The organism is Rhodobacteraceae bacterium LMO-JJ12, from assembly GCA_021555075.1.
Taxonomy (GTDB): Bacteria; Pseudomonadota; Alphaproteobacteria; order Rhodobacterales; family Rhodobacteraceae; genus JAKGBX01.
On sequence record JAKGBX010000001.1, the window covers coordinates 606923 to 631475 of the forward strand.

General features: G+C 59.5%; 21 protein-coding genes and 1 tRNA gene. 13 read left to right on the forward strand and 9 right to left on the reverse strand.

Features of this window, described 5'->3' with window-relative positions; translation table 11 throughout:
- Positions 1–191: 191 nt before the first annotated feature.
- The 3 genes from LZG00_02890 to LZG00_02900 all read left to right on the forward strand — a co-directional run bounded on the left by LZG00_02890 (position 192) and on the right by LZG00_02900 (position 3094).
- Entirely contained in the window at positions 192–1835 is a 1644-nt protein-coding gene (locus LZG00_02890) for a lysine--tRNA ligase (protein MCF3592940.1), read from the forward strand.
- A 44-nt stretch (positions 1836–1879) separates the two neighbouring features.
- Positions 1880–2608 (forward strand): DUF4336 domain-containing protein, encoded by a 729-nt coding sequence (locus LZG00_02895; protein MCF3592941.1) that lies wholly within the window; start codon positions 1880–1882, stop codon positions 2606–2608.
- Positions 2609–2698: 90 nt separating this feature from the next.
- Positions 2699–3094 (forward strand): DUF4864 domain-containing protein, encoded by a 396-nt coding sequence (locus tag LZG00_02900; protein MCF3592942.1) that lies wholly within the window; start codon positions 2699–2701, stop codon positions 3092–3094.
- Positions 3095–3107: 13 nt separating this feature from the next.
- On the opposite strand, the gene LZG00_02905 is transcribed toward LZG00_02900, so the two are convergent.
- From LZG00_02905 to lipB, 5 genes are all read right to left on the reverse strand, one after another.
- Positions 3108–3602, reverse strand: coding sequence for a DUF2244 domain-containing protein (locus LZG00_02905; protein ID MCF3592943.1), 495 nt, complete (start codon positions 3600–3602; stop codon positions 3108–3110).
- Between the two features lie 3 nt (positions 3603–3605).
- Positions 3606–4349: a Stf0 sulfotransferase family protein gene (locus LZG00_02910; protein MCF3592944.1), complete on the reverse strand. Its 744-nt coding sequence runs from the start codon at positions 4347–4349 to the stop codon at positions 3606–3608.
- A 102-nt stretch (positions 4350–4451) separates the two neighbouring features.
- Positions 4452–6122 carry a cytochrome c oxidase subunit 1 gene (locus LZG00_02915; GenBank protein MCF3592945.1) on the reverse strand — a complete coding sequence of 557 codons (1671 nt, stop codon included), beginning with the start codon at positions 6120–6122 and terminating at the stop codon, positions 4452–4454.
- 287 nt (positions 6123–6409) lie between these two features.
- Complete coding sequence (locus LZG00_02920) at positions 6410–6841, reverse strand: cytochrome C (protein MCF3592946.1); 432 nt, start codon at positions 6839–6841, stop codon at positions 6410–6412.
- A gap of 230 nt (positions 6842–7071) precedes the next feature.
- Entirely contained in the window at positions 7072–7722 is a 651-nt protein-coding gene (gene lipB, locus LZG00_02925; GenBank protein ID MCF3592947.1) for a lipoyl(octanoyl) transferase LipB, read from the reverse strand.
- A gap of 317 nt (positions 7723–8039) precedes the next feature.
- Here lipB and LZG00_02930 point away from each other — a divergent pair, with 317 nt between their 5' ends.
- From LZG00_02930 to LZG00_02940, 3 genes are all read left to right on the forward strand, one after another.
- Positions 8040–9776, forward strand: a complete 1737-nt coding sequence (locus tag LZG00_02930; GenBank protein ID MCF3592948.1) for a peptidoglycan-binding protein — start codon at positions 8040–8042, stop codon at positions 9774–9776.
- Positions 9777–9942: 166 nt separating this feature from the next.
- A tRNA-Leu gene (locus tag LZG00_02935) sits at positions 9943–10029 on the forward strand.
- Between the two features lie 336 nt (positions 10030–10365).
- Positions 10366–11601, forward strand: a complete 1236-nt coding sequence (locus LZG00_02940) for an acyl-CoA dehydrogenase family protein (GenBank protein ID MCF3592949.1) — start codon at positions 10366–10368, stop codon at positions 11599–11601.
- A 107-nt stretch (positions 11602–11708) separates the two neighbouring features.
- On the opposite strand, the gene LZG00_02945 is transcribed toward LZG00_02940, so the two are convergent.
- Positions 11709–13973, reverse strand: coding sequence for a hypothetical protein (locus tag LZG00_02945; protein ID MCF3592950.1), 2265 nt, complete (start codon positions 13971–13973; stop codon positions 11709–11711).
- Between the two features lie 142 nt (positions 13974–14115).
- Between LZG00_02945 and LZG00_02950 the strand changes: the two genes are divergently transcribed.
- Complete coding sequence (locus tag LZG00_02950; GenBank protein ID MCF3592951.1) at positions 14116–14811, forward strand: thiamine diphosphokinase; 696 nt, start codon at positions 14116–14118, stop codon at positions 14809–14811.
- Here LZG00_02950 and LZG00_02955 read toward each other — a convergent pair.
- The 3 genes from LZG00_02955 to LZG00_02965 all read right to left on the reverse strand — a co-directional run bounded on the left by LZG00_02955 (position 14723) and on the right by LZG00_02965 (position 17904).
- A complete protein-coding gene (locus LZG00_02955) occupies positions 14723–15667 on the reverse strand; it encodes a DMT family transporter (protein MCF3592952.1) in 945 nt (314 codons plus the stop codon). The two genes, LZG00_02950 and LZG00_02955, sit on opposite strands and share 89 nt — an antisense overlap.
- A gap of 158 nt (positions 15668–15825) precedes the next feature.
- Entirely contained in the window at positions 15826–17199 is a 1374-nt protein-coding gene (locus tag LZG00_02960) for an L-serine ammonia-lyase (GenBank protein MCF3592953.1), read from the reverse strand.
- On the reverse strand, positions 17200–17904 hold the full coding sequence (locus LZG00_02965; protein ID MCF3592954.1) for a glutathione S-transferase family protein: 705 nt from the start codon (positions 17902–17904) through the stop codon (positions 17200–17202).
- Between the two features lie 325 nt (positions 17905–18229).
- On the opposite strand from LZG00_02965, the gene rpiA reads away from it, so the two are divergent.
- The 6 genes from rpiA to LZG00_02995 all read left to right on the forward strand — a co-directional run bounded on the left by rpiA (position 18230) and on the right by LZG00_02995 (position 24493).
- Entirely contained in the window at positions 18230–19018 is a 789-nt protein-coding gene (gene rpiA, locus LZG00_02970; GenBank protein ID MCF3592955.1) for a ribose-5-phosphate isomerase RpiA, read from the forward strand.
- Positions 19019–19139: 121 nt separating this feature from the next.
- Positions 19140–20501, forward strand: a complete 1362-nt coding sequence (gor, locus tag LZG00_02975) for a glutathione-disulfide reductase (GenBank protein ID MCF3592956.1) — start codon at positions 19140–19142, stop codon at positions 20499–20501.
- Positions 20502–20572: 71 nt separating this feature from the next.
- Entirely contained in the window at positions 20573–21739 is a 1167-nt protein-coding gene (hflK, locus tag LZG00_02980) for an FtsH protease activity modulator HflK (protein MCF3592957.1), read from the forward strand.
- Complete coding sequence (locus LZG00_02985) at positions 21739–22617, forward strand: protease modulator HflC (GenBank protein ID MCF3592958.1); 879 nt, start codon at positions 21739–21741, stop codon at positions 22615–22617. Before hflK ends, LZG00_02985 begins: the two co-directional genes overlap by 1 nt.
- Complete coding sequence (locus LZG00_02990) at positions 22617–22814, forward strand: DUF2065 family protein (protein MCF3592959.1); 198 nt, start codon at positions 22617–22619, stop codon at positions 22812–22814. The genes LZG00_02985 and LZG00_02990 overlap by 1 nt, the downstream gene beginning before the upstream one ends.
- 272 nt (positions 22815–23086) lie before the next feature.
- Positions 23087–24493: a Do family serine endopeptidase gene (locus tag LZG00_02995; GenBank protein MCF3592960.1), complete on the forward strand. Its 1407-nt coding sequence runs from the start codon at positions 23087–23089 to the stop codon at positions 24491–24493.
- The last annotated feature ends 60 nt before the right edge of the window (positions 24494–24553 follow it).

The window sequence follows — 24553 nt, forward strand, 5'->3', positions numbered from 1 at the left end:
GACCTCTGACCGGGGGAACAATAATGCGTTTCGAGATTTTTGCTAATTCACGAAAAAAGTATCGAAACGGCCCGGACGAATGAGTGTTAAGGGCATTTCGGGCTCAAGCTGTGCTTCAACTCGAGTTCGAAACGTTTTAGGAAACGAAGGCCCGCGCGGAGAGGCCGCGCGGCAGGATTCGGAGAACTTCCATGTCGGAACTGCGCGATGCTGCTCTCAAAAGCAAGGCCTGGCCCTTTGAAGAAGCGCGCCGCGTGCTCAAGCGGTATGAAAAGAAGCCGCCGGCGAGCGGGCATGTTTTGTTCGAAACCGGCTATGGGCCGAGCGGGCTGCCCCATATCGGGACATTTGGCGAAGTACTGCGCACCACGATGATTCGCCGGGCGTTTGAGTTGATCAGTGATATTCCGACGCGTTTGATTTGTTTTTCCGACGATCTGGACGGGATGCGCAAGATTCCGGGCAATGTGCCCAATCCCGAGATGCTGAAAGAGCATCTGCAAAAGCCGCTGACCAGCGTGCCCGACCCGTTTGGCGAGTTTGACAGCTTTGGCGATCACAACAATGCCATGCTGCGCCGGTTTCTGGATACCTTCGGATTTGAATATGAATTCATCTCGGCGACGGAATTCTATCGCTCGGGGCAGTTTGACGAAATCCTGCTGCGATGCGTCGAGCGGTATGACGATGTGATGAAGGTGATGTTGAAGAGTTTGCGTGAGGAACGTCAGCAGACTTATTCGATCTTCCTGCCGATTCATCCCGAAACCGGGCGGGTGCTTTATGTGCCGATGAAGAATGTGGACGCCGAAAAGGGCGAGATCACGTTTGACGACGAAGACGGGCGGGAATGGACGCTGCCAGTGACGGGCGGCAATGTGAAGCTGCAATGGAAGCCGGATTTTGGCGCGCGTTGGGCGGCGCTGGGCGTGGATTTCGAGATGTATGGCAAGGATCACTCGACCAATACGCCGATCTATGACGGGATCTGCCGGATATTGGGCGTGCGCCCGCCAGAGCATTTCACCTATGAGCTGTTCTTGGACGATCAGGGCCAGAAGATTTCGAAATCGAGCGGCAACGGCATCTCGATTGATGAATGGTTGAGCTATGCCAGCACCGAAAGCCTGAGCTATTTCATGTATCAAAAGCCGAAAACGGCCAAGCGGATGTATTTCGATGTGATCCCGCGCGCGATGGATGAGTATCACCAGCAATTGCGGGCGTATCCGGGGCAGGATGCGGCGCAGAAGGTGAACAACCCGGTCTATCATATCCACAACGGCGATGTGCCCGAGAGCGATATGATGGTGTCGTTCGGCATGCTGCTGAACCTTGCCAGCGCGTCGAGCGCCGAGGACAAGGATGTGCTTTGGGGCTTTATTGGCAAATATGCGCCCGATGCGACGCCCCAAACCCATCCGGGGATGGATGCGGCGGCGGGCTATGCGGTGCGCTATTTCAATGATTTTGTGAAACCTGCTAAGACCTATCGCGCGCCGAGCGATCAGGAGCGCGCCGCGCTGGAAGACCTGGCGGCGGCGCTGGGCGATGGCGAGAAGGCCCGCGATCTGATCGCGCGCAAGAATGCGGCGGCGGATAATGACGAGCCGGTGCCAGAGGCGGATTTCACCGATGAGGAATTCCTGCAATCGCTGGTTTTTGCGGTGGGTAAACTGCACGGGTTTGAGCCGCTGCGCGATTGGTTCACGGCGATTTACGAAGTGTTGCTCGGGGCGTCTCAGGGGCCGCGGTTTGGCGGGTTCATCGCATTCTACGGTGCCGAGGAAACACGCACGCTGATTGGCAAGGCTTTGGCGGGCGATCTGAGCTGAGCGGCTGTTGACGCAGGGTGCGCTGAACGCGCACCCTGGGCGCCATGACAACCGGGTATGAACCTCTGAACACGCTCAAGCCGGTGGGGCCGGAGATCTGGATCGTGGATGGGCCTGCGATCCGGTTTTACGGCATGCCGTTTTCGACGCGGGCCACGGTGGTGCGTTTGGCGAATGGCGATCTCTGGGTGCATTCCCCGACCCATCTGACAGAAGATTTGCGCGCGGAGGTGGCGGCGTTGGGGCCGGTGCGGCACCTGATTGCGCCCAATTGGATCCACTACGCCTATGTGACGGCGTGGCAGGCGGCATTTCCCGAGGCGGTGGCCTGGGCTGCGCCGGGGGTGAAGAAACGGGCAGACAAGAAGGGGATGGCGATCACGTTTGATCGTGATCTGGGGGACGAGGCGGAAAGCCCCTGGGCGCGCGAGATCGAGCAGATGATCGTGCGCGGCAGTCGGGTGCATCATGAGGCCGTATTTTTTCATGGCGCGTCAAGAACGTTGGTTCTGACCGATCTGATCGAGAATTTCGAGGCGGGGAACCTGCCATGGTGGATGCGGATTTTTGCGCGCATGGCGGGGATTGTCGACCCGGACGGGCAGATGCCGCGCGATATGCGGGCCACCTTTTCGGGGCATCGCCAGACGTTGCGCGCGGCGGTGGAGCGGATGATCGGCTGGCAGCCGGAAGCCGTGATCGTTGCGCACGGGCGCTGGTATCGAGAGAACGGCGTGGCCGAATTGCGCCGGGCGTTTCGCTTTTTGTGGTAAGATGGGCGGGTGATGCGGGGCTGAGCGGCCCGCCCCGGCCCCTGCTGGTGTCGCTGTGGGGTGTGGGCGCTTGAGAGGGAGTATCGTGGGATGAAGCGGATTTTTCTTGCCTTGGCGCTGGCTTTTGCGGCCGTATCGGTGCGGGCCGAAGACGGCATAGAGGCCACGATCAAAAGCCAGATCGAAGCCTTTCGCGGCGGCGAATTCGCAGCGGCGTTTGAATATGCCAGCCCGAACATTCAACGCATTTTCCGCGATCCGCAGAATTTTGAAGCGATGGTGCGGCAGGGCTTTGGCGTGATGCTCAACCCGGTCGACATGCAATTTCTGGGTTTGCGGGAAGAGGGCGGCGCGCTGTGGCAGCGGGTGCTTTATCGCGACCTGCACGGCGAGGTTTACCTGTTTGACTATGCCATGATCGAAGGGCCCGAAGGCTGGAAGATCGACGCGGTGGTGCGGGTGAGGATGCCGTCACCTTCGGCGTAACGGGCGCGCTTCATCACGCGCCGGTTTTAATCTCGGCCAGTGCGGATTCGAGCTCCGAGATCAAGCGTCTGCGCTCTTCCTCGGACAGGAAGCTTCCCAGTTCGACCTCGCGGCCATTTCCGGTAAGCGTGATGTAGTGCGGCACCGGGCCGTCGACGGGGTAGATTTGCGCGCGCACCCAGAAGGTATTGCAGCGCCATTCCAGGATGTCCCCCTTGCGCGGCTGGTGGGTGAGATATGTCTCGTGCGGTGAGATGGTCAGCACTTCGAGCACTTCGGCGGTGCGATAGGTGTGTTGCAACGCCCACCACAGGCCCGCCAGCGCCAGCATCAGGAACGGCAGCAGGCTCCAGAAGAACACGGTTCCGAGAAGGCCATAGAGTGGCACGGTGATGAAGGTAAAGGCGAACATGATGATCGCTGCAAAGCCGCGCCGGGGCAGAGAGCGCCAAGGCCAGAGGGTGAGCTGGCGGGTTTGGTTGACGGTTGTGGACCATTCATAGGGCATGGGTCAGCGCGCCTTGGGGCGGTCGGCGTGAAAACGCGCGGCCCATTCGGCGTTGCGCGCGTCGGCCAGTTTTGCGGTTGCGGCCCGCAGGGGCGCGCGCGGCGTCAGCCCGAGGCGGGACAGAAGCCGGGCGGCGGCGGGCGGATCGGCGGCGAGGGCTTCATAGGTCATTTCGAGCGGCTTGATACCCTGCCCGGCGAACCAGGCGCGCCAGCCTGCGGCGGCGGATACGGCTTCGGCACGGTAGGCGTCGATTGCGGCGTAGTCATACGCGGGCTCGGTGTTGCTGGAACCGGGGTTTGCTTCGCGCACCGAGCCATCGGAGTTGCGGTGCCAGAGACCGCCGGTTTCGGCCAGATAGCGCGATATCGCCTGGGCGACGCTGTCGCGGCGGGTGAGGAAGATGTAATGCATCGGGCCGAAAGCACGGGTGAGAAGCGCGGCGTCGGGACGCTCGGGGAAGGTGGTGCGCAACTCGGTCAGCAGTTCTTCGCGGGTGTCGGCCATCAGGCGGCAGGCGAAGGTGCCATCACGGCTCTGACCTGCGGCGATAGCGGCTTGCAGGAACGCGGGGAAATCATCGGCGGCAACATCCCAGTCGGCGGCGTATTCGGCGCGGTCCTGGCGGCGGAACCATGACTCGGGCCGTCCGGCCACGCCAGACGCGGCCAGTAGTGAGCACAACAGCGTGCTGCCCGAGCGGGGCGTGGAACAGAGCAGGATCGAGCGAGTGGGCTGTGAAGTCATGTCAGCGCGCGCCATGGAGGGGAGGGTAGAGAAGGCGGGGATTGAAAAGGGCCCCGGAATGATCCGGAGCCCTGTTCGTGTTTTCGGTAAGTGCCTGGGCTCTTAGTGGCTGTGGCCCTTGTCCCAATCTTCCCGCTTGGGGAGGATTTCGAACGTATGTTCGGGGGGAGGTGAGGACACGGTCCATTCCAGCGTATCGGCGTATTCGTTCCAGTAGTTGTCCTCGGTCACTTTCGCGCCACGGAAGAGCGAATAGAATACGATGCCAAAGAACAGGATGAACGATGCGAAGCTGAGCAATGCGCCCCAGCTGGAGACATAGTTCCAGTAGGCGAAGGCTTCTGGATAGTCGATGTAGCGACGCGGCATACCTTGGCGGCCCAGGAAGTGCTGGGGGAAGAAGGTCAGGTTGACGCCGATGAAGAACATCCAGAAATGCAGCTTGCCCCAGAACTCTGGGTATTGCCGCCCGGTCATCTTGCCGAACCAGAAATAGACCCCGGCGAAGATGGTAAAGGCCGCACCCATCGACATGGTGTAGTGGAAATGCGCCACGATATAGTAGGTATCGTGATAGGCGCGGTCGATGCCTGCCTGGGACAGCACAACGCCAGTAACGCCACCAATGGTGAAGAGAAGCAGGAAGCCGAGTGCGAAAAGCATCGGCGTCTTGAACTCAAGCGAGCCGCCCCACATGGTCGCGATCCACGAGAAAATCTTGATGCCTGTCGGCACCGCGATCACCATCGTGGCCAGCATGAAGTAGGACTGCTGGGAGAGCGACATGCCCACGGTATACATGTGGTGCGCCCAGACGACAAAGCCGATGGCACCAATCGCAATCAACGCCCAGACCATCGGCAGATAGCCGAAGACGGGTTTGCGCGAGAAGGTGGCGAACACATGGCTGGCGATGCCGAAGCCGGGCAGAACCACGATATACACTTCCGGGTGGCCAAAGAACCACAGGATGTGCTGATAGAGGATCGGATCACCGCCGCCGGCAGGATCAAAGAAGGTGGTTCCGAAGTTCCGGTCGGTCAACAGCATGGTGATGGCACCGGCCAGAACGGGCAGGGCCAGAAGGATCATCCAGGCGGTGATAAAGATCGACCAGGCAAACAGCGGCACCTTGAAGAGCGTCATGCCAGGCGCGCGCATATTGAGGAAGGTGGTGATCATGTTGATCGCACCAAGGATCGAGGACGCGCCAGAAACGTGCACGGCAAAGATCGCGAGATCCATCGACATGCCTGATTCGGTCGTGGAAAGCGGTGGATAGAGCACCCAGCCCACACCTGAGCCAAGCTGACCATTGCCGCCGGGCGAAAACAGCGAGGCGAGGCCAAGCGCAACACCTGCCACATACATCCAGAAGGAAAGGTTGTTCATCCGCGGGAAGGCCATATCGGGCGCGCCGATCTGGAGCGGCATGAAGAAGTTGCCAAAACCGCCGAATAGCGCCGGAATCACCACGAAGAACATCATCAGAACACCGTGATAGGTGATCAGCACGTTCCAGAGGTGGCCGTTGGGTGTGCAGGTCTCAGGGGTCGAGAACAGGTAGAACCCTTCCTGGCACATATACTGCACGCCGGGGTACATCAGTTCGAGCCGCATGAAGACGGTGAAAATAACGGCGATGAGGCCGACGACGGCGGAGACGATCAGGTAGAGTAGCCCGATGTCCTTGTGATTGGTCGACATGAACCAGCGGGTGAAGAAGCCGCGATTATCTTCATGTTCGTGGCCGTGAATGGCTGCGTCTGCCATGCGGTGCCTCCTGTTGCATATGCATTTGCGCGAAAACCGACGGAATCCGCGCATCTATCCAATGCTGTTTTTAGGATGTGGGGCAGGGCGGAGCAACGGCAGAATTTGATCTGGATCAAATTAATTTTTTGCGACGGGTTGTTTCAACGCAGTGAAAACCCAAAGACGGCGGGTGAATCGGAGATTTTCGTTGGGAATGGGAAGTATTTGTAGTGGGCAGAAATAGAAAACGGAGGGCGCTTGGCCCTCCGTTTGCATCATTCAGGTAAGTTTCCGGTCTTGTCGGATCAGTCGGCTTTTTCGCCTTCCGCAGCAGGCGAATGTGCTGCGAGGAAGGCCGCCACATCTTCTTGGTTCTTTCTCATTTTGAAGGTCATCTTGGTTTTCTTGGCAAAACCTTGGCCGTCAAGCCAGACCTTGGGGTCTTCCATGTAAGCGGCCAGTTCTTCTTCGGTCCAAACGTGCTCGGCGGCGGCGGCGTCAACCAGCCCGTCGCCGTATTTGAAACCTTCCTGAGTGCCAGCAACGCGACCGACGATACCATAGAGGTTCGGGCCGGTCTTGCCGCCTTTCATAATTGCCTCGCCATCTGGCGAGACGATCATGTGGCAGGCTTTGCACTTCTTGAATTCTTTTTCGCCTTTTTCAACGTCGCCTTCGGCGAAGGCCGGAGCGGCGAGAGCGAGAAGGGCGGCGGCGGTTGTCAGAATGGTCTTCATGATTACCTCGTTGTGCTTTTCTAGCGTGGTGCGTCCGGGTCTTGATATAGTCCGGAGGGTATCAGTGACAAGCAAAAGACTCGGGCCGATTTGTCACAGGGGTGTTAAGGGCGCTGAACCCGGCGATAAGCAAGCTGTTTGGTTCGACGTGATTGCGCATCGCCAGATTGTCTGTGCCATGGGGAAACGAGTGTGACCTGGGTTTGTTCCAGCATAGCACAATACTCGCTTTAAGTTGGGAAAATGGTTGAAAAGGTTTTTTGTAGCGCGCTGTCGAGATCGGGCATGGTAACGGGCAGGCCGAGATCGACCAGGCTGGTCACGCCATATTCGGAAATGCCGCACGGAACGATGCCGGAGAAATGGTCCAGGTCGGGTTCGACGTTGATTGAGATGCCGTGAAAGCTGATCCATTTGCGCAGGCGGATGCCGATTGCGGCGATCTTGTCTTCGCGGGGGTGGCCATCGGCCAGGGGCGGTTTTTCGGGACGGGTGACCCAGACGCCGACGCGGCCCTCGCGGATTTCGCCGGTGACGTTGAATTCGCCCAATGTGGCGATCACCCAGTCTTCCAGCTGTTTGACGAAGAGGCGCACGTCATGGCCGCGCTTGCCGACATCAAGCATGACGTAAATCACCCGCTGGCCGGGGCCATGATAGGTATATTGCCCGCCGCGCCGTGCCTCGTGCACCTCGAAGCGGTTTGGATCAATCAGGTCTTGGGGTTTGGCCGAGGTGCCAGCCGTATATAGCGGCGGATGTTCGAGCAGCCAGATGCATTCGTCTGCCTCGCCCGCGGCGATGGCCGCGACACGGGTTTCCATGAACGCAAGCGCGTCGAGATAGCCGGTGAGGCCGTCAGAGATTTTCCATTCCACCATGGTTCAGGGAGATAGCATGTCGGGAGTGGATCGCAAGGGAAGGCAAGCGGTGTTGCAATCATGTTTTGTCGCCTTTCGGACCCAGAAATCGGCGCCGATGCAATGGAAATCATGGTTTTAGCCTGTTGTGGGCAGCGAACTTGCGCGCACAGAAGTGCAAAATGCAACCGAGATTGAGCTTGCCATAAGCGCGCGGCAGGTCGCATAATCAGGGAAATTGCCCATCGGTGAGCAATCGCCGGATGCATTTTGACTTGTCACAGCAGGCCGGATTGCGGCCATCGAACTGGTACTAAGACGATTTTGAAAGGGACATTATGAAACTCAGACATCTCATAGCAGCCGTGATTTCGGTGAGCTTTCTGTCGGGCGCGCCTGCGCCGGTGAGAGCGGATAACAATCTTGCCGCCGGGATCGTCGGTGCCATCATTGGCGGCGCTATCGTCAATGAAGCAAACAAGAACAAGCGTCGCACGACGACGAAACGCTATTACAAGGCGCCTAAGAAAGGCATGTCGAGTGCGCAGCGCGAAGCCAATCGCGAAGTGCAGACCTCGCTCAACCATTTTCAGTGGAACGTCGGCTCAGCCGACGGCGTGATGGGGCGAAACTCGCGCGCCGGGATCTCGCAATATCAGGCCTTCATGCAGTTCCCCGTCACGGGCAAGCTGACCGATCTGGAGCGCAGTATTCTGGTGACCTCCTATCAGAAGGCGCTGATGGGTGGCGCGGCTGTGGCACAGACGATTTCGACCCATCCGCAGGGCATGCGCGGGCTGCTTCTGGAAACGCGCAAGCAGATGCTGGGCGGAACCATGGCCGGAGGCACGTATCAAAACGAGTCGATCGGCGGGCTGCCGCCGCAGATTTCCGAAGCGGTCTATGAGATCGCGCGCAACTCCAACGTGGAGCCGCAGCAGCTTATTTCACGGGCGGGCTTTATCCAGCTGGCTGATATGAATGCAGATGGGCGCACCGACTATCTGATTGACACTTCGGTGACGGGTTCGGGTTTCTGGTGCAGCGGTACGTCCTGTGCTGTGCGGGTCTTTGCGTCAACGCCACAAGGCTTTCAGCGCAATGATTTCCAGGCGACGAATGCGACGCCTGCGATGTTTACCTGTCAACATGGGCTGTGCCAGATCGCCGACAGTGGCCAAACGGTCATGGCCAGCGCACCCGCGCCCGCTCCGGCGGCACCGTCGGCAGTGACATTGCCGCCGGCAACCGTGGCTGTTGCGCCGCAGACCACTGCGCCGGCGTTCTCGTCGCAACTGGCCTCCGCGCCGGAACCGGCGAAGCCCGCATTGCCGACATTCGCCGCGCCACCTGCGCCGCAAATGGTCTCGCTGGCCTCGCATTGCGCCAAGGTCAGCCTGGTCACCTCGTCGAATGGCGGCTTCGTGACCGAGGCGCGGCTGGTCGATCCTGATCAGGCGTTGGGTGAGCAATTCTGTCTGGCGCGCGGTTATGCAATGGATCAGGGCCAGGCAATGGCCGCCAGGATCCAGGGCTTTTCTGATGCCCAGATCGCACAGCAATGCAGCGATTTTGGCGCGCTTCTGAAAGATCAGACCGCAGCGCTTGGGACCACGGCGCGCGACGCGATGGTGCAGCAGGTTGCAGGCTATGTCGCCAGCACCGGGATGAACCCCGAACAACTGGCCGGGACGGCGAAGATCTGTTTGTCTGTGGGCTATCGCACGGACAACATGGGCGTTGCGATCGGATCGGCTCTGGTGTTGGCCGGGCTTGGGCATGACGCCTACGGCGAGCTTCTGGGGCACCATCTGGTTTCGGGTATCGGCACTGCGGAACGTCCCGATCTGGCAATGGGGTGGTATCAGTCGGCGCTGGCCGCGGCACCGGTTTTTGCCCCGGGACAGCCCGAGCGCAATGGGCTGATTCGCAAGGCTTCGATGATGATGAATGGTCAGAGTGCGGCCCCTGTGATGCAGCCCGAGCCGGTTTCGGCGCCGGGTGGCATGGGGCTCAAGGGTTTTGCCTCAAAGGCGGCAGGCTTGCTGAGCGGCACGTCGGCCACCTCGGACTAGGCAGACAGGCAACCCCTGTGGTGAAATCAAGGGAAGGGCGCATCCTGTTGGCTGCGCCCTTTTGCTTGCGTTTTCACGGTGTGGAATTTCCCGAAGCGAAGCGCGCATTCCCTCTTCACAACGCGCAAACCCTTCGCTATACGGCCCATCACCAAGCTTTGACTGTGCGGTCGTGGCGGAATTGGTAGACGCGCAGCGTTGAGGTCGCTGTGGGGTAACACCCGTGGAAGTTCGAGTCTTCTCGACCGCACCATATATCCCGAACAATACAATTGTATCCTGCCCCGCAGCTTTTGCTGCGGTTGTGGCTTGTCTGCTGGTTTGCTGGCAATATCGCAAAAAATAGCGATGACCCTTGAAGGGGAATTGCGGCGGCCGGGGACGGGCCGCCGCAGAAGTTTTGAAATACCTGATGCAAAAGGGAATCAGCTATGCCCACAGTATGCAGGTGTTTTGTTACGGCCATGTGTCACCGCGCGACGCTGCGCTCGGGGCGTCAGGACGCAACGGCATTTGAATGCTGGGGTTTACTCTTGGTCAAGCGCGCCCTCTTATTCGCACCGAGATGCGACGAGAGGAGTTTGCCGATATGGATATGAATTTTGGGATCCGCGAAGAGATCATGCCGCTTTTGGAGCGGGTGCGCGCGATGATCCGTGACGAGGTCGTGCCGCTGGAGGAAGAATATCACCGTGAAATCAACACAGGTGATCGCTGGACATTCACCGAGCGTCAGGCGGAGATTCTTGAGGGGCTGAAGGCGAAGGCCAAGGCCGACAACCTGTGGAACTTCTGGCTTACCGACAGCAAGCGTGGCTATGGGTTGAGCACGGTGGAATATGCCTATTTCGCAGAAGAAATGGGCAAGACGCCGATGGGCGCGGAGGTGTTCAACTGTTCAGCACCCGACACCGGCAACATGGAAGTTCTGGAACGCTTTGGCGCGGAATGGATGAAGGAAAAGTGGCTTTCGCGGCTGCTTGAGGGCGAAATTCGCTCGGCTTATCTGATGACCGAGCCGGATGTGGCCAGTTCGGATGCGACCAATATCGCGATGTCGTGCGTTCGCGAGGGCGACGAATATGTGATGAACGGCGAAAAGTGGTGGTCATCAGGGGCGGGCGATCCGCGTTGTGAGGTCTATATCGTAATGACCAAGACCGGTGATGATGATGCGCCGCGCCACAAGCAGCATTCGATGCTTCTGGTGCCCGCTGACACGCCGGGTATCGAGGTTGTGCGTTCGATGCAGGTTTATGGCCACGACGATGCGCCGCATGGCCATATGCATATGAAGTTCACCAATGTGCGGGTGCCGGCGGATCACATGATCCTGGGTGAAGGGCGCGGCTTTGAAATCGCGCAAGGACGGCTTGGACCGGGACGGATTCACCACTGCATGCGGGCCATCGGTCAGGCCGAAGCCGCGCTTGAGCGGATGTGCAAACGGGCGCTGGATCGGGAAGCCTTTGGCAAGCAGATTGCCCATCTGGGGGCGAATTACGATATCATCGCCAATGCGCGCATGGAGATCGAACAGGCGCGGCTGTTGTGCCTCAAGGCGGCCTGGATGATTGACAAGGGCGACGCGCGCGAAGCCGCGCCGTGGATTTCGATGATCAAGGTGGTGGCACCGCTGACATCGCTGCAGATTCTTGATGATGCAGTTCAGATGCATGGTGGCGCAGGCGTGAGTCAGGATACGCCGTTGGCGATTGCCTGGACCCAGGTGCGCACGCTCCGGCTGGCCGATGGGCCCGACGCGGTGCACCGTCGTCAGGTGGCACGTAAAGAGTTGAAGAAATACACTCAGCAAAAAGTCTGATGTGATCGCTTGATCTATGGGGGTGGGCAGGCTGCCCACCCAGGACTGCAAATGCAAAACGGCGCCCCGTGATGGGGCGCCGTTTTTTCTATGCGCAGTCGCGCGGTTTATTCGCCGGCGTAGCGCGCATCGGGGCGGTATGAGATGTTTTCGGAAGCTTTGAAGCGGCCGCCCGAGATTTTCTCGATCTTGCCTTCGCGCAGGAGTTGGCCAAACGAGCGCAATCCGTCTTCGCGGGAAAACTCGTCTTTCTCGACCTGACGCACGTGGGTCATCAACTGCGGGCGCGAGAATTGTTCGCGGCCTTCGACAAAGGAAAGATAGGCGGCTGCTGCTTCCAGGAGTTCTGGCAGGCTATTGGCACCAACGGTTTCGGCGTATTCGGCAAAATCTCCGCCAACTGCCGTGCTTTCGGACAGCCCGGCAACCGGCATGGCGACACGGCGCGGGCGCACGGGTTGGACCGGTTTGGTTTCGCTGATATCGACGCGCTGTTCGGCCACCAGCTTGAGCGGTGCAGGGCGCGCGGTTTCAGGGCGGCGGGTCTGAGCTCTGACGGTTTCCGGGCGTCGCGGCCGCACCACATTGGCCAGATCATCGCGATAGACCTTGGTGTCGGGGCCGTCGGCCTTTAGTTTGCCACCGGCACCTTCTTCGGCTTTGGCGGCAGCGACTGCGGCACGCAGATGGGCGATGGCGTTGCGGCGGCCCTTGCCTGTTTCCTCGTCCATCTGGGTGTCGGCTTCGGCAAAGATGCGGCCCATTTCACTTTCGGCATCGTCACCGAAGGATGGGTGGCGCTCGTCCGAGTGCTCGGCGTGGTCGTCTTCGCTTTCGCTGCTGCCGAAGATGTTGTCATCCTCGTCTTCATCCTCGTCGATTTCGAAGCCAGCAAAATCGTCGTCGCCATCTTCTTCGTCTGCGACGTCATCTTCTTCGGTGTATTGTGCGAAAGCACTGTCGTCTTCGTCGTCTTCTTCGAGGTCTTCCAGAAATTCAGCCGCTATGGCGTCGTCGTCTTCTGGCTGGTCGTTGTTGTCTTCAACGGCGTCCTCGGCCGTGGTGCTATCGTCGCCATGCAGTTCGGCTTCGACCGCGGCGAGTTCGCGCAGCAGTTCTTCTTCTTCCTCGTCCGACAGGCTTGTGTCGTCATCCGGCAGGTCTTCTTCGATCCCGCCGGCAGCAACAGCGGCCTCAAAATCGACGCGCTTCATCTTGATGATGCGGGCGCGGATCGGTGCCCGGCCATCGGGTTCGGTTTCGGTTTCGGGTTGGGATTCGAGACTGTCTTCGGCCACATCTTCGGCCATTTCAGGCGTCGCAGCGGTCTCGGGTGCGTCGTCTTCGATGGCTTCTTCGATGGCGTCGGGGAAGAAAATCTCGTCGTCTTCAGAGTCGCCTTCTTCGGAGCCGAAACGATCAAGCAGGGCCGAGATGTCGTCTTCGCTGGTTTCGACAGGCGCGTTTTCGGCCAATTCGGCTTCGTCGTCGATGGCGAGCGCGGCCTCAAGCTCCTGATGCGTGTCGGCGAGGAAATCGTCGGCGTGTTCGTCTTCGGTATAGGACGGGTCGACGCCGGTATTTCTGTCGTGCGAGACCACGGCGCGAATGCGGCGCAATTTGTCAGCAACGCTGTTGGTGTCGTCATGGGTTTGGACGGAAGGGGTGATCTGCTCGAACGCTTCGGCTTCGGCTACGTCTTCTTTGATCACCGGTTGCTCGGCTTCCTGCTCGGCTTCCGGCGTGTCCAATTCGAGATCGGTGTCGTCGGTTTCGGCGGGCAGGGTGAGGTCTTTGCTGATATTTTCGAGCGTATCGTCGTCTTGCTCATTTGTGACGACAGGGGCGTCTTCGTCTTCTTGAGCGATGTATTCGGCTGTGGGCGCGGCGGCCTCTTGTGCGACCGACTGGGCGAGTGGAGCCATCTGATCGGCGATGCCGGTTGTCTCGGATTGAATACCTTGGGCAACCTCCGGCGCGGCGGCTTCGATGTCACGGACTTCGAAAGCGGGGGCTTCGGGTTTGGCGGGTGCGGGGGCTTCGGCCTCTTGAGCGTCTTGTACGCCGGTCTCTTGATCCTGCTCCGGTTCGCGCATGGCGAGCGGCAGTATCGAGCCCTGGTCGGCACGCAGCACGATATTGTTCTTGTCGAGATGTGCCTCGACCCGGCGGGATATTTCCTTCTCGGCAATGCGTGCCAGCATCTCGGCATCGGGTGTCGCAGGCTCGGCCCCGAAGTATCGATCATCGGCTGCGAGATCCCGGAAGTATTCGGCAATCGCCTTCATGGTTCCGAAGGAATCATCGAAGCCTTCAAGAGTGCACGAAAACGTGCCATAGGAAACTGTAAGGATCTTGTTGGTATCAACCATAATGAATGCTCGCCCAATGTTTGCTGAGTTACTTAAACTTGTAATCTCCTATCCCAGACGAAAGCGGCCCGAATCTTGGATGTTTACAGTATCATTTTGTGACAAGAATGTGATCCGTTTCCATTTTGGACATCAATAGGGGATGATCCGTTCGATTGTTCACGATACGCGCCCAGTCACCCTGGTGGGAGGGGGCAAAGCGAAAAAATCGTTGCTTGAGGCGGCAATAAGCCGCGCGCCGCAGTTGGTCGCGGCGGATGGCGGGGCGGATAGGGCGTTGTGCCTTGGGTGGATGCCCGATGTGGTGATTGGTGACTTCGATTCGATAAGTGCGGCGGCAAAGGCGGCGATTCCGTCTGAGCGGCTGCATATGATTGGTGAGCAGGACAGCACGGATTTCGAGAAATGCCTGAGCCGGATCGACGCGCCGCTGGTGATTGGTGTGGGCTTTTCTGGTGGGCAGCTTGATCATCAACTGGCGGCGCTGCACGGTTTGATGCGCTTTCCTGAGCGGGCCTGTGTGTTGCTGGGCAAGCGCGATCTGGTGTTTCTTGCGCCACCCGAGTTGCGGCTTGATCTGCCGGAAGGGGCGCGGTTTTCTCTGTTTCCGTTGGGGGAGGTGCGGGCACACTCGAACGGGCTGCGTTGGCCGGTGGAGGGGATCGGTTTTGCGCCGGGGGCGCGGATCGGGACATCGAATGTCGCGCAAGGGCCGGTGCATTTGACCTGTGACCGTCCGGCGATGCTGATTATTCTGCCGGTTGGCTTGCTTGATCTTGTGGCTGAGGCGTTGGCGGATAAGGACGCGCCGCGCTGGCCCGCTCGGTCAGAACGATAAAGAGCCCGGCAGCGACGGTGATCGCGATACCCCAGAGCGCGAGCCCGTTAGGCCAATCGCCAAATATCGCCCAACCAAGTGCGGCGGCGACGGGAATTTCGAGATATTGCATCGGTGCCAGCGTGGCGGACGGGGCATAGCGCAGCGACCATGTCATCAACAGATGGGCCAGCGTGCCAATGACGCCGATTCCTACCAACAGCATCATCTCCGTTCTGTTGGGGGCCACATAGGACAGCGGTGGAAACCCTTTCAGAGTGCCAAGGACCAGTGCGGGCGCGAGGAACAGGGTGGCCATCACGCCGCTGACGGCCTGAAGTCCGATTGGATCGGTCTGTTTCGCGATCTGCCGGGTGATCAACATGAAGAGAGCGAAGTTGAGCGCCACGCCCAGCGGCAGAAGTGCGGCCCAGCCAACGGCGGCAAAGCTGGGCTGAACGACCAGAAGAGTGCCCAAGAAACCGACGGTTGCCGCGCTCAGACGACGCCGCCCGACTTGTTCATTAAGCACGAAGCGCCCCAGCAGCAGCATGATGAAGGGCATGACGAAGACGATGGCGATGGCATCAGCCAAGGGCAGGTATTGCAGCGCTGCCACCATCATGCCGATACCAAGAATATGCAGCAGCGTGCGCAACGCAGTCAGATGCAGCACCCGGCCGCGCATCTGCCAGGTTCGTTTTGTCAGCACCACGAGAGGGATCAGCAACAGCGCCTGAATGGAAAAGCGAAAGAGCAACAAGAACCCGATGGCTACCGATTGCCCGAGTAACTTGGCCACGGCGTCCCCGAGCGGGGCGAGCACGCAAAACCCAAGCATCAGGGCGATGCCGAGTAAGGGGCGATCCAGCGACATTGCGCCACGCTAGTGCGGAACATGCGTTTTGGCAATTATATGTTGCTTTGAGTTGTGCGGGCTTTGCCGGGCGCATGTGCGCACAGCTTACCGGCGTTTACCGAGATTTGGTGCAGGGCGGAGGTTTGCGGATTCCCGCTGTGCGGGCGCAGGCGGTTTTAGCAGTTGGGCACGTTTACGGCGAGACCGCCGAGCGAGGTTTCCTTGTATTTCTCGCTCATATCCAAGCCGGTCTGGCGCATGGTTTCGATGCAGGCGTCGAGCGGCACCAAGTGGGTGCCATCGCCGCGCAGCGCCAATGAGGCCGCCGAGACCGCCTTGATCGCGCCGAGGCCGTTGCGCTCGATACACGGCACTTGCACCAGGCCTTTTACCGGATCGCAGGTCATCCCGAGGTGATGTTCGAGCGCGATCTCGGCGGCGTTTTCGACTTGTTCGGGCGTGCCACCCATCACCGCGCAAAGCCCGGCGGCAGCCATGGCGGCGGCAGAACCGACTTCGGCTTGGCAGCCCGCTTCGGCACCAGAGATCGAGGCGTTGAATTTCACCAGCCCGCCGATGGCGGCGGCGGTGAGCAGGAAATCCTCAATCTTGGAGGGCGCAGCACCGGGCACGTGATCGAGCCAGTAGCGGATCACCGCGGGCATCACCCCGGCGGCACCGTTGGTCGGTGCGGTGACGACCTGACCACCGGCGGCGTTTTCTTCGTTTACCGCCATGGCATAGGCCGACATCCAGTCGTTTATGGTGTGCGGTGCGTTGAGGTTCAGACCGCGCTCGGCTTCGAGCTGTTCGCGGATCGAGCGGGCGCGGCGTTTGACGCGCAGGCCACCGGGCAGTTCTCCCTCAGCGGTGAGCCCGCGCTCGATACAATCGTTCATCACCTGCCAGAGCCGGGCGGTACCGGCGGAGAGCGATTGAGCGCAGCCGCGTGCGATCTCGTTGGTGCGCTTCATCTCGGCGATTGTCTTGCCTGAATGCTCGGCCATTTCGAGCATTTCGGCGGCGGATTTGAACGGGTAGGGCACGGGGTCGCCTTCGTCCGTCGCCTTGCCTGCGGCCAGTTCGGCTTCGGTCAGAACAAAGCCGCCGCCAACGGAATAGTAGGTCTCGCGCAGGGTCACATCGCCCTGGGCATCGGTGGCCATCAGGATCATGCCATTGGCGTGGCCGGGCAGGGGCGGACCATAGTCGAACAACAAATCTTCTTTTGGGGCAAAGCGCAGCTCGGGCAGGCCGGGGGGCGTGATACGACCGGTTATGCGGATCGTTTCAAGCGTGGCTTCGGCGGCGTCGCGGTCATAGCTTTCCGGGCTGAACCCGGCGAGGCCGAGGATCGTGGCGCGGTCGGTGGCGTGGCCGACCCCGGTGAAGGCGAGCGAGCCGTGCAGCGAACCGCGCAGCCCGGCAAAGACGAAGGGCGACGCGCGCATGAGGTCGAGGAACCGCGCGGCGGCAACCATCGGCCCCATGGTGTGTGAAGATGATGGGCCAATGCCCACCTTGAACATCTCGAATACGGAGAGGAACATTTAGGTCGCGCTTCCTTCTGGCGGGATGGCGGGCGAGGGATCAGTGAAGGGGGTTTCGCCCAGCCCTTCAGCGAGAATGGCGGCTTTGACGCTGCCGCGCTGTTCGATCCGCGCCGCATGGGTGGCCAGATGCGGCGTGGCCGCGAGATCGAACCAATCGGAGCCGTCTTGGGGATAGAGCGCCAGCCAGCGCAGCAGCACCGGAATGTAGAGATCAAGCACCGAGATCGGGATGGCGTTGAAACAGGGCGAATGGGCGGCGGCGAGGGCATCAAGCGCCTTGAGATGGGTTTTGAGCGCGGATTGCATGGTGGTGCGCAGGGCCGATTGCGCCGCCGGGTCGGTGCCGACATATTTTTCGGGGTAGAACAACATGCGCATTCCGGCGTGCAGGGTGTTGGAGGTGAAAAACAGCCATTTCAGGAAACCGCCGCGTTCGGGGGTGTCACAGGCGGGGGCAAGCGCGCCATGGCTGTCGGCCAGCCATAGCAGGATCGCGGCGGTCTCGAAGATCGGACCTTGCGGGGTTTCGAGCGTCGGGATCAGGCCATGAGGGTTGAGCGCGAGATAGGTGGGGGATTGCTGCCCCCGGGCGGCGCGATTGACCAGCACGGTTTCGTAGGGCGCGCCCAGTTCTTCGAGCGCCAGGCGCACGATCAGCGAGGCGTTGTCGGGAGCATAATGCAGGCGATAGGGCACAGTCATGAGTGCAATTTTACATGCGCGCCCTTGCTTGTCTGCCCTCAATTTTCGATACGAATCAACCGGCGCGCGCCAGCCGCTCGCGGCGCAACTGTAGCTCGTCGCGACAAAGGCCGCCGCCGAGGTCGGTCAGGCCGCGCTGGCCCGGTTTTCAGATCAAGAGCGTGCGCAGCTGATCGTCTTGATGGGCAAGGTGATTGACGGGCTGCGCCGCGCTTAGGGCTGGGTCGGGGTTGTAGATGGTGCAAACTGTGTGATTTACCCCTCGCGCGGTCCCGGCATCTCTCCTATAACCACCCCCGGGGACAGACATACGGAGATGCTGCCAATGACCGGAGAGCTTTCACCAATCGACAAGGCCAAGTTCGTGGCCGCGAAACGCGCCGCCGAAATGGTGGAAGACGGCATGCGTGTCGGGCTTGGCACCGGCAGCACGGCGGCCTGGCTGGTGCGTTGCCTTGGCGAGATGGTGCGCGATGACGGGCTGAAAATACGCGGCGTGCCGACATCGACCCGCACTGCCGAGCTGGCGCGCGATGTGGGCATCGAGGTGATCTCGCTTGACGAGGCGAAATGGCTCGATCTGACGATCGACGGGGCCGACGAGTTTGATGCTAATCTCAACCTGATCAAGGGTGGCGGTGGGGCTCTTTTGCAGGAAAAGATCGTGGCCACGGCCAGCGATCAGATGGTGGTGATTACCGATGCCAGCAAGGAGGTCGAAACCCTGGGGGCATTTCCGCTGCCGGTTGAGGTTATTCCGTTTGGCTGGCAAACCACCAAGGCGCTGATCGAGGAGACGCTGATCAGCATGGATGTGCTGGGGCGTCAGACCTCACTGCGCATGAACGGCGGCGTGCCGTATTTCACCGACGAGGGCAATCACATCATTGATCTGCATCTCAATCGGATCGGCCACCCGCGCCAGTTGGCAATGGTTTTGAACCAGATGCCCGGTGTGGTGGAGAATGGCCTGTTCATTGATATCTGCGATACTGTGGTGATTGGTTATGGCGACGGGCGCGTTGAAGTCCGCGACATCAACGCAGGTACAGTCGAGGAAGATCGGCTTGATTTTGTCGAGGACGACAATCTGTTTACCGATCTGGCGGAATGACGCAATCAGGTTGGGGTGCGGCCCTAATTACTGGTGAAAACCGGCTTAATGGTGCTTGTGACTGGCGTTCGCGGCATGGCTGTGAAATACCGCCGGGCAGATCAAAAAGAGGACAGGCAGAATGACGGCGTTTGACTATGATCTTTTTGTCATTGGTGGAGGTTCCGGCGGCGTGCGTGCGGCACGGGTCGCGGCGGGTGAAACCGGTGCCAAGGTCGCCTTGGCCGAGGAAGATCGTTATGGTGGCACCTGTGTGATCCGGGGCTGTGTGCCCAAGAAGCTGATGGTTTTTGCCAGTGAATTTGCGCCGATGATGGTGGATGCGGCCAGCTATGGTTGGACCGTTCATGCCGGTGGGTTTGATTGGGACAAGTTCCACGATCAGCTCAGCGCCGAGCTGGACCGGTTGGAAGGAATTTACCGTAATATCCTGAAATCTAACGGGGTCGAGACCTTTGATGCGCGCGCGCGGCTGGTTGATCCGCATACGGTTGAATTGTCGACCGGCGAGCGCAAGACCGCCAAGCATATCCTGCTGGCGATGGGCGGGCATCCGGTGAAGGCGGGTATTCCGGGTGAAGAGCATGCGATCACCTCGAACGAGATTTTCCACCTTGAGAAGCTGCCGAAATCTATCCTGATCGTGGGTGGAGGGTATATCGCCTGTGAATTCGCCGGGATCATGAACGGGCTTGGGGTGAAGACGACGCAGTATTATCGCGGTGCGCAGATCTTGCGCGGATTTGACGACGAGGCGCGCGGATTGGTCAGCGAAGAGATGATCAACAATGGGGTTGAGCTGCATCTTGGTACCAATGTGATCGAGATGGAAAAGACCGATACCGGCGTGCATGTTAAGGCGACCAACGGCGACAAGCGCGAGTTTGACGTGGTGTTGTTTGCCACCGGGCGCGCGCCCAATACGGGCGATATGGGGCTTGAAGAGGCGGGTGTGACGCTGGGCCGCAAGGGTGAGGTCGTGGTTGATGATTACAGCCAGACAAACGTGCCGTCGATCTATGCGGTGGGCGATGTGACCGACCGCGTGAACCTGACCCCGGTGGCGATCCGCGAGGGGATGGCGTTTGTTGAGACCGTGTTCAAAGGCAACCCGACCAAGCCTGATCATGAGTTGATTCCGACCGCGATATTTACCCAGCCAGAAATTGGCACCGTGGGCATGAGCGAGGAAGAGGCGCGTGAACAGGGCAAGATCGAGGTCTATTGTTCAAGCTTCCGCCCGATGCAGACGCTGTTTGCGGGCCGCGAGGACCGGGTTCTGATGAAGCTGATCATTTGCGCGGAAACGCGTAAGGTTCTGGGCTGTCATATCGTAGCGCCGGGGGCGGGCGAGATGATCCAGCTGGCCGGGATTGCCATCAAGATGGGCGCGACGAAAGAAGACTTTGATCGCACCGTGGCAGTGCACCCGACGATGAGCGAAGAAATTGTAACTATGAAGGTTCCGACACGAACTGCGTGATGGATGACTTGAATTTTCCGGCAAATGGCACAGGTAGTGCATAACCGGATTTAAAGAGAGGATGGCTATATATGGCTGGCAACTCGGGCGGCCCTTGGGGCGGCGGAGGAAATAGCGGCGGCGGCAAAGGCGGCGGCGGTGATGATGAAGGTGGCAACAAGCGGGGTGGCGGACGCCGTCCGGGTGAAGATGGTCCACAAATTCCCGAAATCGAAGAGCTGATGAAAAAAGGCCAGGAACAGCTGCGCGTCCTTATGGGCGGGCGCGGTGGCGGCGGCGCGCGCAATGGCGGCAGCGGCGGCGGTTCTGGTGGCGAAGGCCCCAAGCTGACCCGTGGCACCATTGGGCTTGGCGCCTTGGCGGCTGTGGCGCTTTGGGCTTATGCCAGCTTTTACACGGTCAAGCCGGAAGAACAGTCGATTGAGTTGTTTCTGGGCGAATATTCCTCGACCGGCGGTCCGGGTCTGAACTTTGCGCCTTGGCCAGTGGTGACTTATGAAGTTCTGCCGGTCACACGCGAGCAGACCGAGAATATCGGGACCGGTGAAACCTTTGGTGACAACGGTCTGATGCTGACCGGTGATGAGAATATCGTCGATATTGATTATCAGGTGGTTTGGAACATCTCGAATGCGAAAGACTTCCTTTTCGAGTTGCGTGAACCCAAGGCGACGATTCGTGCGGTGAGTGAATCGGCGATGCGCGAGATTATCGCCCAAAGCGAGCTGGCCCCAATCCTGAACCGGGATCGTGGTGTGATTGCCGACCGGTTGAAAGACCTGATCCAATCGACGCTCAACAGTTATAACTCGGGCGTGAACATTGTGCGGGTGAACTTTGACAAGGCCGATCCGCCTGACGAGGTGATTGATGCGTTTTTTGCTGTGCAATCGGCAGAGCAAAAGCGTGACCAGTTGGAAAAGCAGGCTGATGCCTATGCCAACACTGTTCTGGCCGCCGCGCGCGGTGAAGCAGCGCAGGTATTGGAAGAAGCAGAAGGCTATCGCGCCCAAGTGGTCAACGAGGCCGAGGGTGAGGCCAGCCGGTTCAAGGCGGTTCTGACCGAATATACGAAAGCGCCCGAAGTGACCCGCAAACGTCTTTACCTCGAAACTATGGAAGAGGTTTTGGGACGAGTCGACAAGGTGATCATCGATGAGAAATCAGGTGGTCAGGGCGTGGTGCCTTATCTGCCGCTCAACGAATTGCGCAAGCCGGTAGCCGGAGGAAATAACTGATGCGGAAATCAACGTTTATTCTGCCGATTATCGTTCTGGTTTTGGCGGGCATTCTGTCGTCGGTTTTTATCGTGGACGAACGCGAGAAGGTTCTCGTTCTGCAATTTGGTAAGGTTGTCGCGGTCAAGGACTCACCCGGGCTTGCCTTTAAAATTCCGCTCATTCAGGAAGTGGCGCGCTATGATGACCGCATTCTGAGCCGGGATGTGCCACAGATGCAGATCACCCCATCGGACGACCGCCGCCTCGAAGTTGATGCTTTTGCGCGTTACCGCATCGCAGATGTGAAAATGTTCCGTCTGGCGACTGCGGCTGAGGGCGAAAATGCGCTCAACATAGCCGGGACGCGACTCGATTCGATCCTGCGTTCTGAAACGCGCGAAGCACTTGGTAGTGTCGCATCAAACGACATCCTGAGTGCGGACCGGGCGGCGCTGATGCTGCGCATCCGCAACGGGGCAATTTCTCAGGCGCGCTCCTTGGGGCTTGAAATCATCGATGTGCGGCTGAAGCGCACCGATTTGCCCAAAGCCAACCAACAGGCTACGTTTGACCGGATGCGCGCCGAACGTGAACGCGAAGCTGCAGACGAGATCGCCCGAGGCAACGAGGCCGCACAGCGGGTTCGCGCACAGGCAGATCGGACACAAGTGGAGATCGTATCGGATGCCAAACGGCAATCGGAGATCACCCGAGGTGAAGCGGATGCCAAGCGGAACGCAATCTTCGCTGAAGCCTTTGGCGCAGACCCAGAGTTCTTTGCCTTTTATCGATCACTGAACGCCTATCGTGGTTCGCTGAGTGAGAACAACACCACTATGGTGATGTCGCCTGACAGCGAGTTCTTCGATTATCTGAAGAACAACCGCTCTGAATGATGCTGGGTGTTGCATTGCTGGCCCTCGGGCTGGTGCTGATTGTGGAGGGGCTGGTCTATGCGCTGGCCCCTTCGCTTGTGGAAGACCTGCTGGAGGCTTTGAAGGCGATGCCGCCAGAGGCGCGGCGTCTGGTTGGAATGCTGGCGCTTGTCGTTGGATTGTTGCTGGTCTGGATTGCTAAGGCCATGGGAGCGTAAGATGACACCATGGTTATTCGCGCCAAAAAAGCGGTCTTGGTGCAGGCCTGTCCGACCGTCTCAACCCTTCGCATGACTTCACAATCGGTTGAGCGGCGCTGCGCGGGTTTGAGTTGCGCCTGTTTCCTCCTACATTACACTCTACACACAAATGGCCCGGACATCCGGGCCAGACGAATCCGGATATCAAGGGAGATACGCGTGTGACTGATCAGGTAGTTGTAAGAACCCTGAACGATAATCGACAGCGGCATGTTCTGAAAGCGTTCGGGATGAGCGCGTTGGTGATGCTGTTTATGCTGGTTCAGGCGTTACAGGCGGCGGCACAGCAAAGCTTTGCCGATCTGGCCGACAAGATTAGCCCGGCGGTGGTAAATATCACCACCTCGACCGTGGTGGCGCGCGGGACAGGGCCCGGGCCGATCGTGCCCGAGGGTAGCCCGTTCGAAGATTTCTTTCGCGAATTTCAGGACCGCAACCGGCAGGACGGCGAGAGGCCGCGCCGCTCGTCTGCTCTGGGATCGGGTTTTGTCATCTCTGAAGACGGCTATATCGTGACCAATAATCATGTGATCGAGAGCGCCGACGAAATCGTGATTGAATTCTTTTCGGGCAGTGAATTGCCCGCCACGGTTATCGGGACAGACCCGAACACCGATATTGCGCTGCTGAAAGTCGAAGCAGAAACACCGTTGCCATTTGTGAGCTTTGGCGACAGTGACACCGCCCGCGTGGGCGATTGGGTGATGGCCATGGGCAACCCGCTGGGTCAGGGCTTCTCGGTTTCCGCCGGGATCGTCTCGCAACGCGGCCGCGCCCTTTCGGGTGCCTATGACGATTACATTCAGACTGATGCCGCGATCAACCGGGGCAACTCGGGCGGGCCGCTGTTCAACATGGATGGCAATGTGATCGGGGTGAACACCGCGATTCTCAGCCCTAATGGCGGCTCGATCGGGATTGGCTTTTCGATGTCGTCGAATGTTGTGAGCAAGGTTATCACCCAGCTCAAGGAGTTTGGCGAAACCCGCCGGGGTTGGCTGGGTGTGCGCATTCAGGATGTGACCGAGGATGTGTCCGAAGCGATCGGTCTGGAGAAGGTGGCGGGCGCGCTTGTCACTGATGTGCCGGACGGACCGGCCAAGGAAGGCGGCATGCAATCGGGCGATGTGATCCTGTCTTTTGATGGTGTGGATGTGGCCGATACCCGTGGGCTGGTGCGCCAGGTTGGCAACGCCGAAGTCGGCAAGGCGGTGCGCGTTGTGGTGTTTCGTGACGGCAAGACACAGACCTTGAAAATCACACTGGGTCGGCGAGAGGACGCCGAGGGCGCAGTGCCCGCCGCGCAGCCGGGCGGCGACGACAAGAGCGAGGCGCCTAAGGAAAAGGTTGTTCTGGGGATGACCTTGGTGCCGCTGACCGAAGAGTTGCGTGGGCAGCTTGACCTTGCCGATAATGCCGAGGGGCTGGTGGTGCGCGACATCGACGAAATGTCGGAAGCTTATGAGAAGGGCCTTCGCGCCGGGGATCTGATCACCGAAGCGGGCCAACAGAAGGTCAAGGCCATCTCGGATCTCGACTCACGGATTGAAGAGGCCAAGGAGGCGGGGCGCAAATCGCTTCTGCTTCTAGTGCGCCGGGCGGGGGATCCGCGCTTTGTGGCGATCTCGATCGAGTAAGCCAACCGAGTAAGCCAAACCGGTGATGAAAACGATGCGGCCGCCCTTGTTGGGTGGCCG

Coding starts and splice junctions, on each gene's coding strand:
- LZG00_02890 (MCF3592940.1), top strand. CDS start 192: ATGTCGGAACTGCGCGATGCTGCTCTCAAAAGCAAGGCCTGGCCCTTT.
- LZG00_02895 (MCF3592941.1), top strand. CDS start 1,880: ATGACAACCGGGTATGAACCTCTGAACACGCTCAAGCCGGTGGGGCCG.
- LZG00_02900 (MCF3592942.1), top strand. CDS start 2,699: ATGAAGCGGATTTTTCTTGCCTTGGCGCTGGCTTTTGCGGCCGTATCG.
- LZG00_02905 (MCF3592943.1), bottom strand. CDS start 3,602: ATGCCCTATGAATGGTCCACAACCGTCAACCAAACCCGCCAGCTCACC.
- LZG00_02910 (MCF3592944.1), bottom strand. CDS start 4,349: ATGACTTCACAGCCCACTCGCTCGATCCTGCTCTGTTCCACGCCCCGC.
- LZG00_02915 (MCF3592945.1), bottom strand. CDS start 6,122: ATGGCAGACGCAGCCATTCACGGCCACGAACATGAAGATAATCGCGGC.
- LZG00_02920 (MCF3592946.1), bottom strand. CDS start 6,841: ATGAAGACCATTCTGACAACCGCCGCCGCCCTTCTCGCTCTCGCCGCT.
- lipB (MCF3592947.1), bottom strand. CDS start 7,722: ATGGTGGAATGGAAAATCTCTGACGGCCTCACCGGCTATCTCGACGCG.
- LZG00_02930 (MCF3592948.1), top strand. CDS start 8,040: ATGAAACTCAGACATCTCATAGCAGCCGTGATTTCGGTGAGCTTTCTG.
- LZG00_02940 (MCF3592949.1), top strand. CDS start 10,366: ATGGATATGAATTTTGGGATCCGCGAAGAGATCATGCCGCTTTTGGAG.
- LZG00_02945 (MCF3592950.1), bottom strand. CDS start 13,973: ATGGTTGATACCAACAAGATCCTTACAGTTTCCTATGGCACGTTTTCG.
- LZG00_02950 (MCF3592951.1), top strand. CDS start 14,116: ATGATCCGTTCGATTGTTCACGATACGCGCCCAGTCACCCTGGTGGGA.
- LZG00_02955 (MCF3592952.1), bottom strand. CDS start 15,667: ATGTCGCTGGATCGCCCCTTACTCGGCATCGCCCTGATGCTTGGGTTT.
- LZG00_02960 (MCF3592953.1), bottom strand. CDS start 17,199: ATGTTCCTCTCCGTATTCGAGATGTTCAAGGTGGGCATTGGCCCATCA.
- LZG00_02965 (MCF3592954.1), bottom strand. CDS start 17,904: ATGACTGTGCCCTATCGCCTGCATTATGCTCCCGACAACGCCTCGCTG.
- rpiA (MCF3592955.1), top strand. CDS start 18,230: ATGACCGGAGAGCTTTCACCAATCGACAAGGCCAAGTTCGTGGCCGCG.
- gor (MCF3592956.1), top strand. CDS start 19,140: ATGACGGCGTTTGACTATGATCTTTTTGTCATTGGTGGAGGTTCCGGC.
- hflK (MCF3592957.1), top strand. CDS start 20,573: ATGGCTGGCAACTCGGGCGGCCCTTGGGGCGGCGGAGGAAATAGCGGC.
- LZG00_02985 (MCF3592958.1), top strand. CDS start 21,739: ATGCGGAAATCAACGTTTATTCTGCCGATTATCGTTCTGGTTTTGGCG.
- LZG00_02990 (MCF3592959.1), top strand. CDS start 22,617: ATGCTGGGTGTTGCATTGCTGGCCCTCGGGCTGGTGCTGATTGTGGAG.
- LZG00_02995 (MCF3592960.1), top strand. CDS start 23,087: ATGAGCGCGTTGGTGATGCTGTTTATGCTGGTTCAGGCGTTACAGGCG.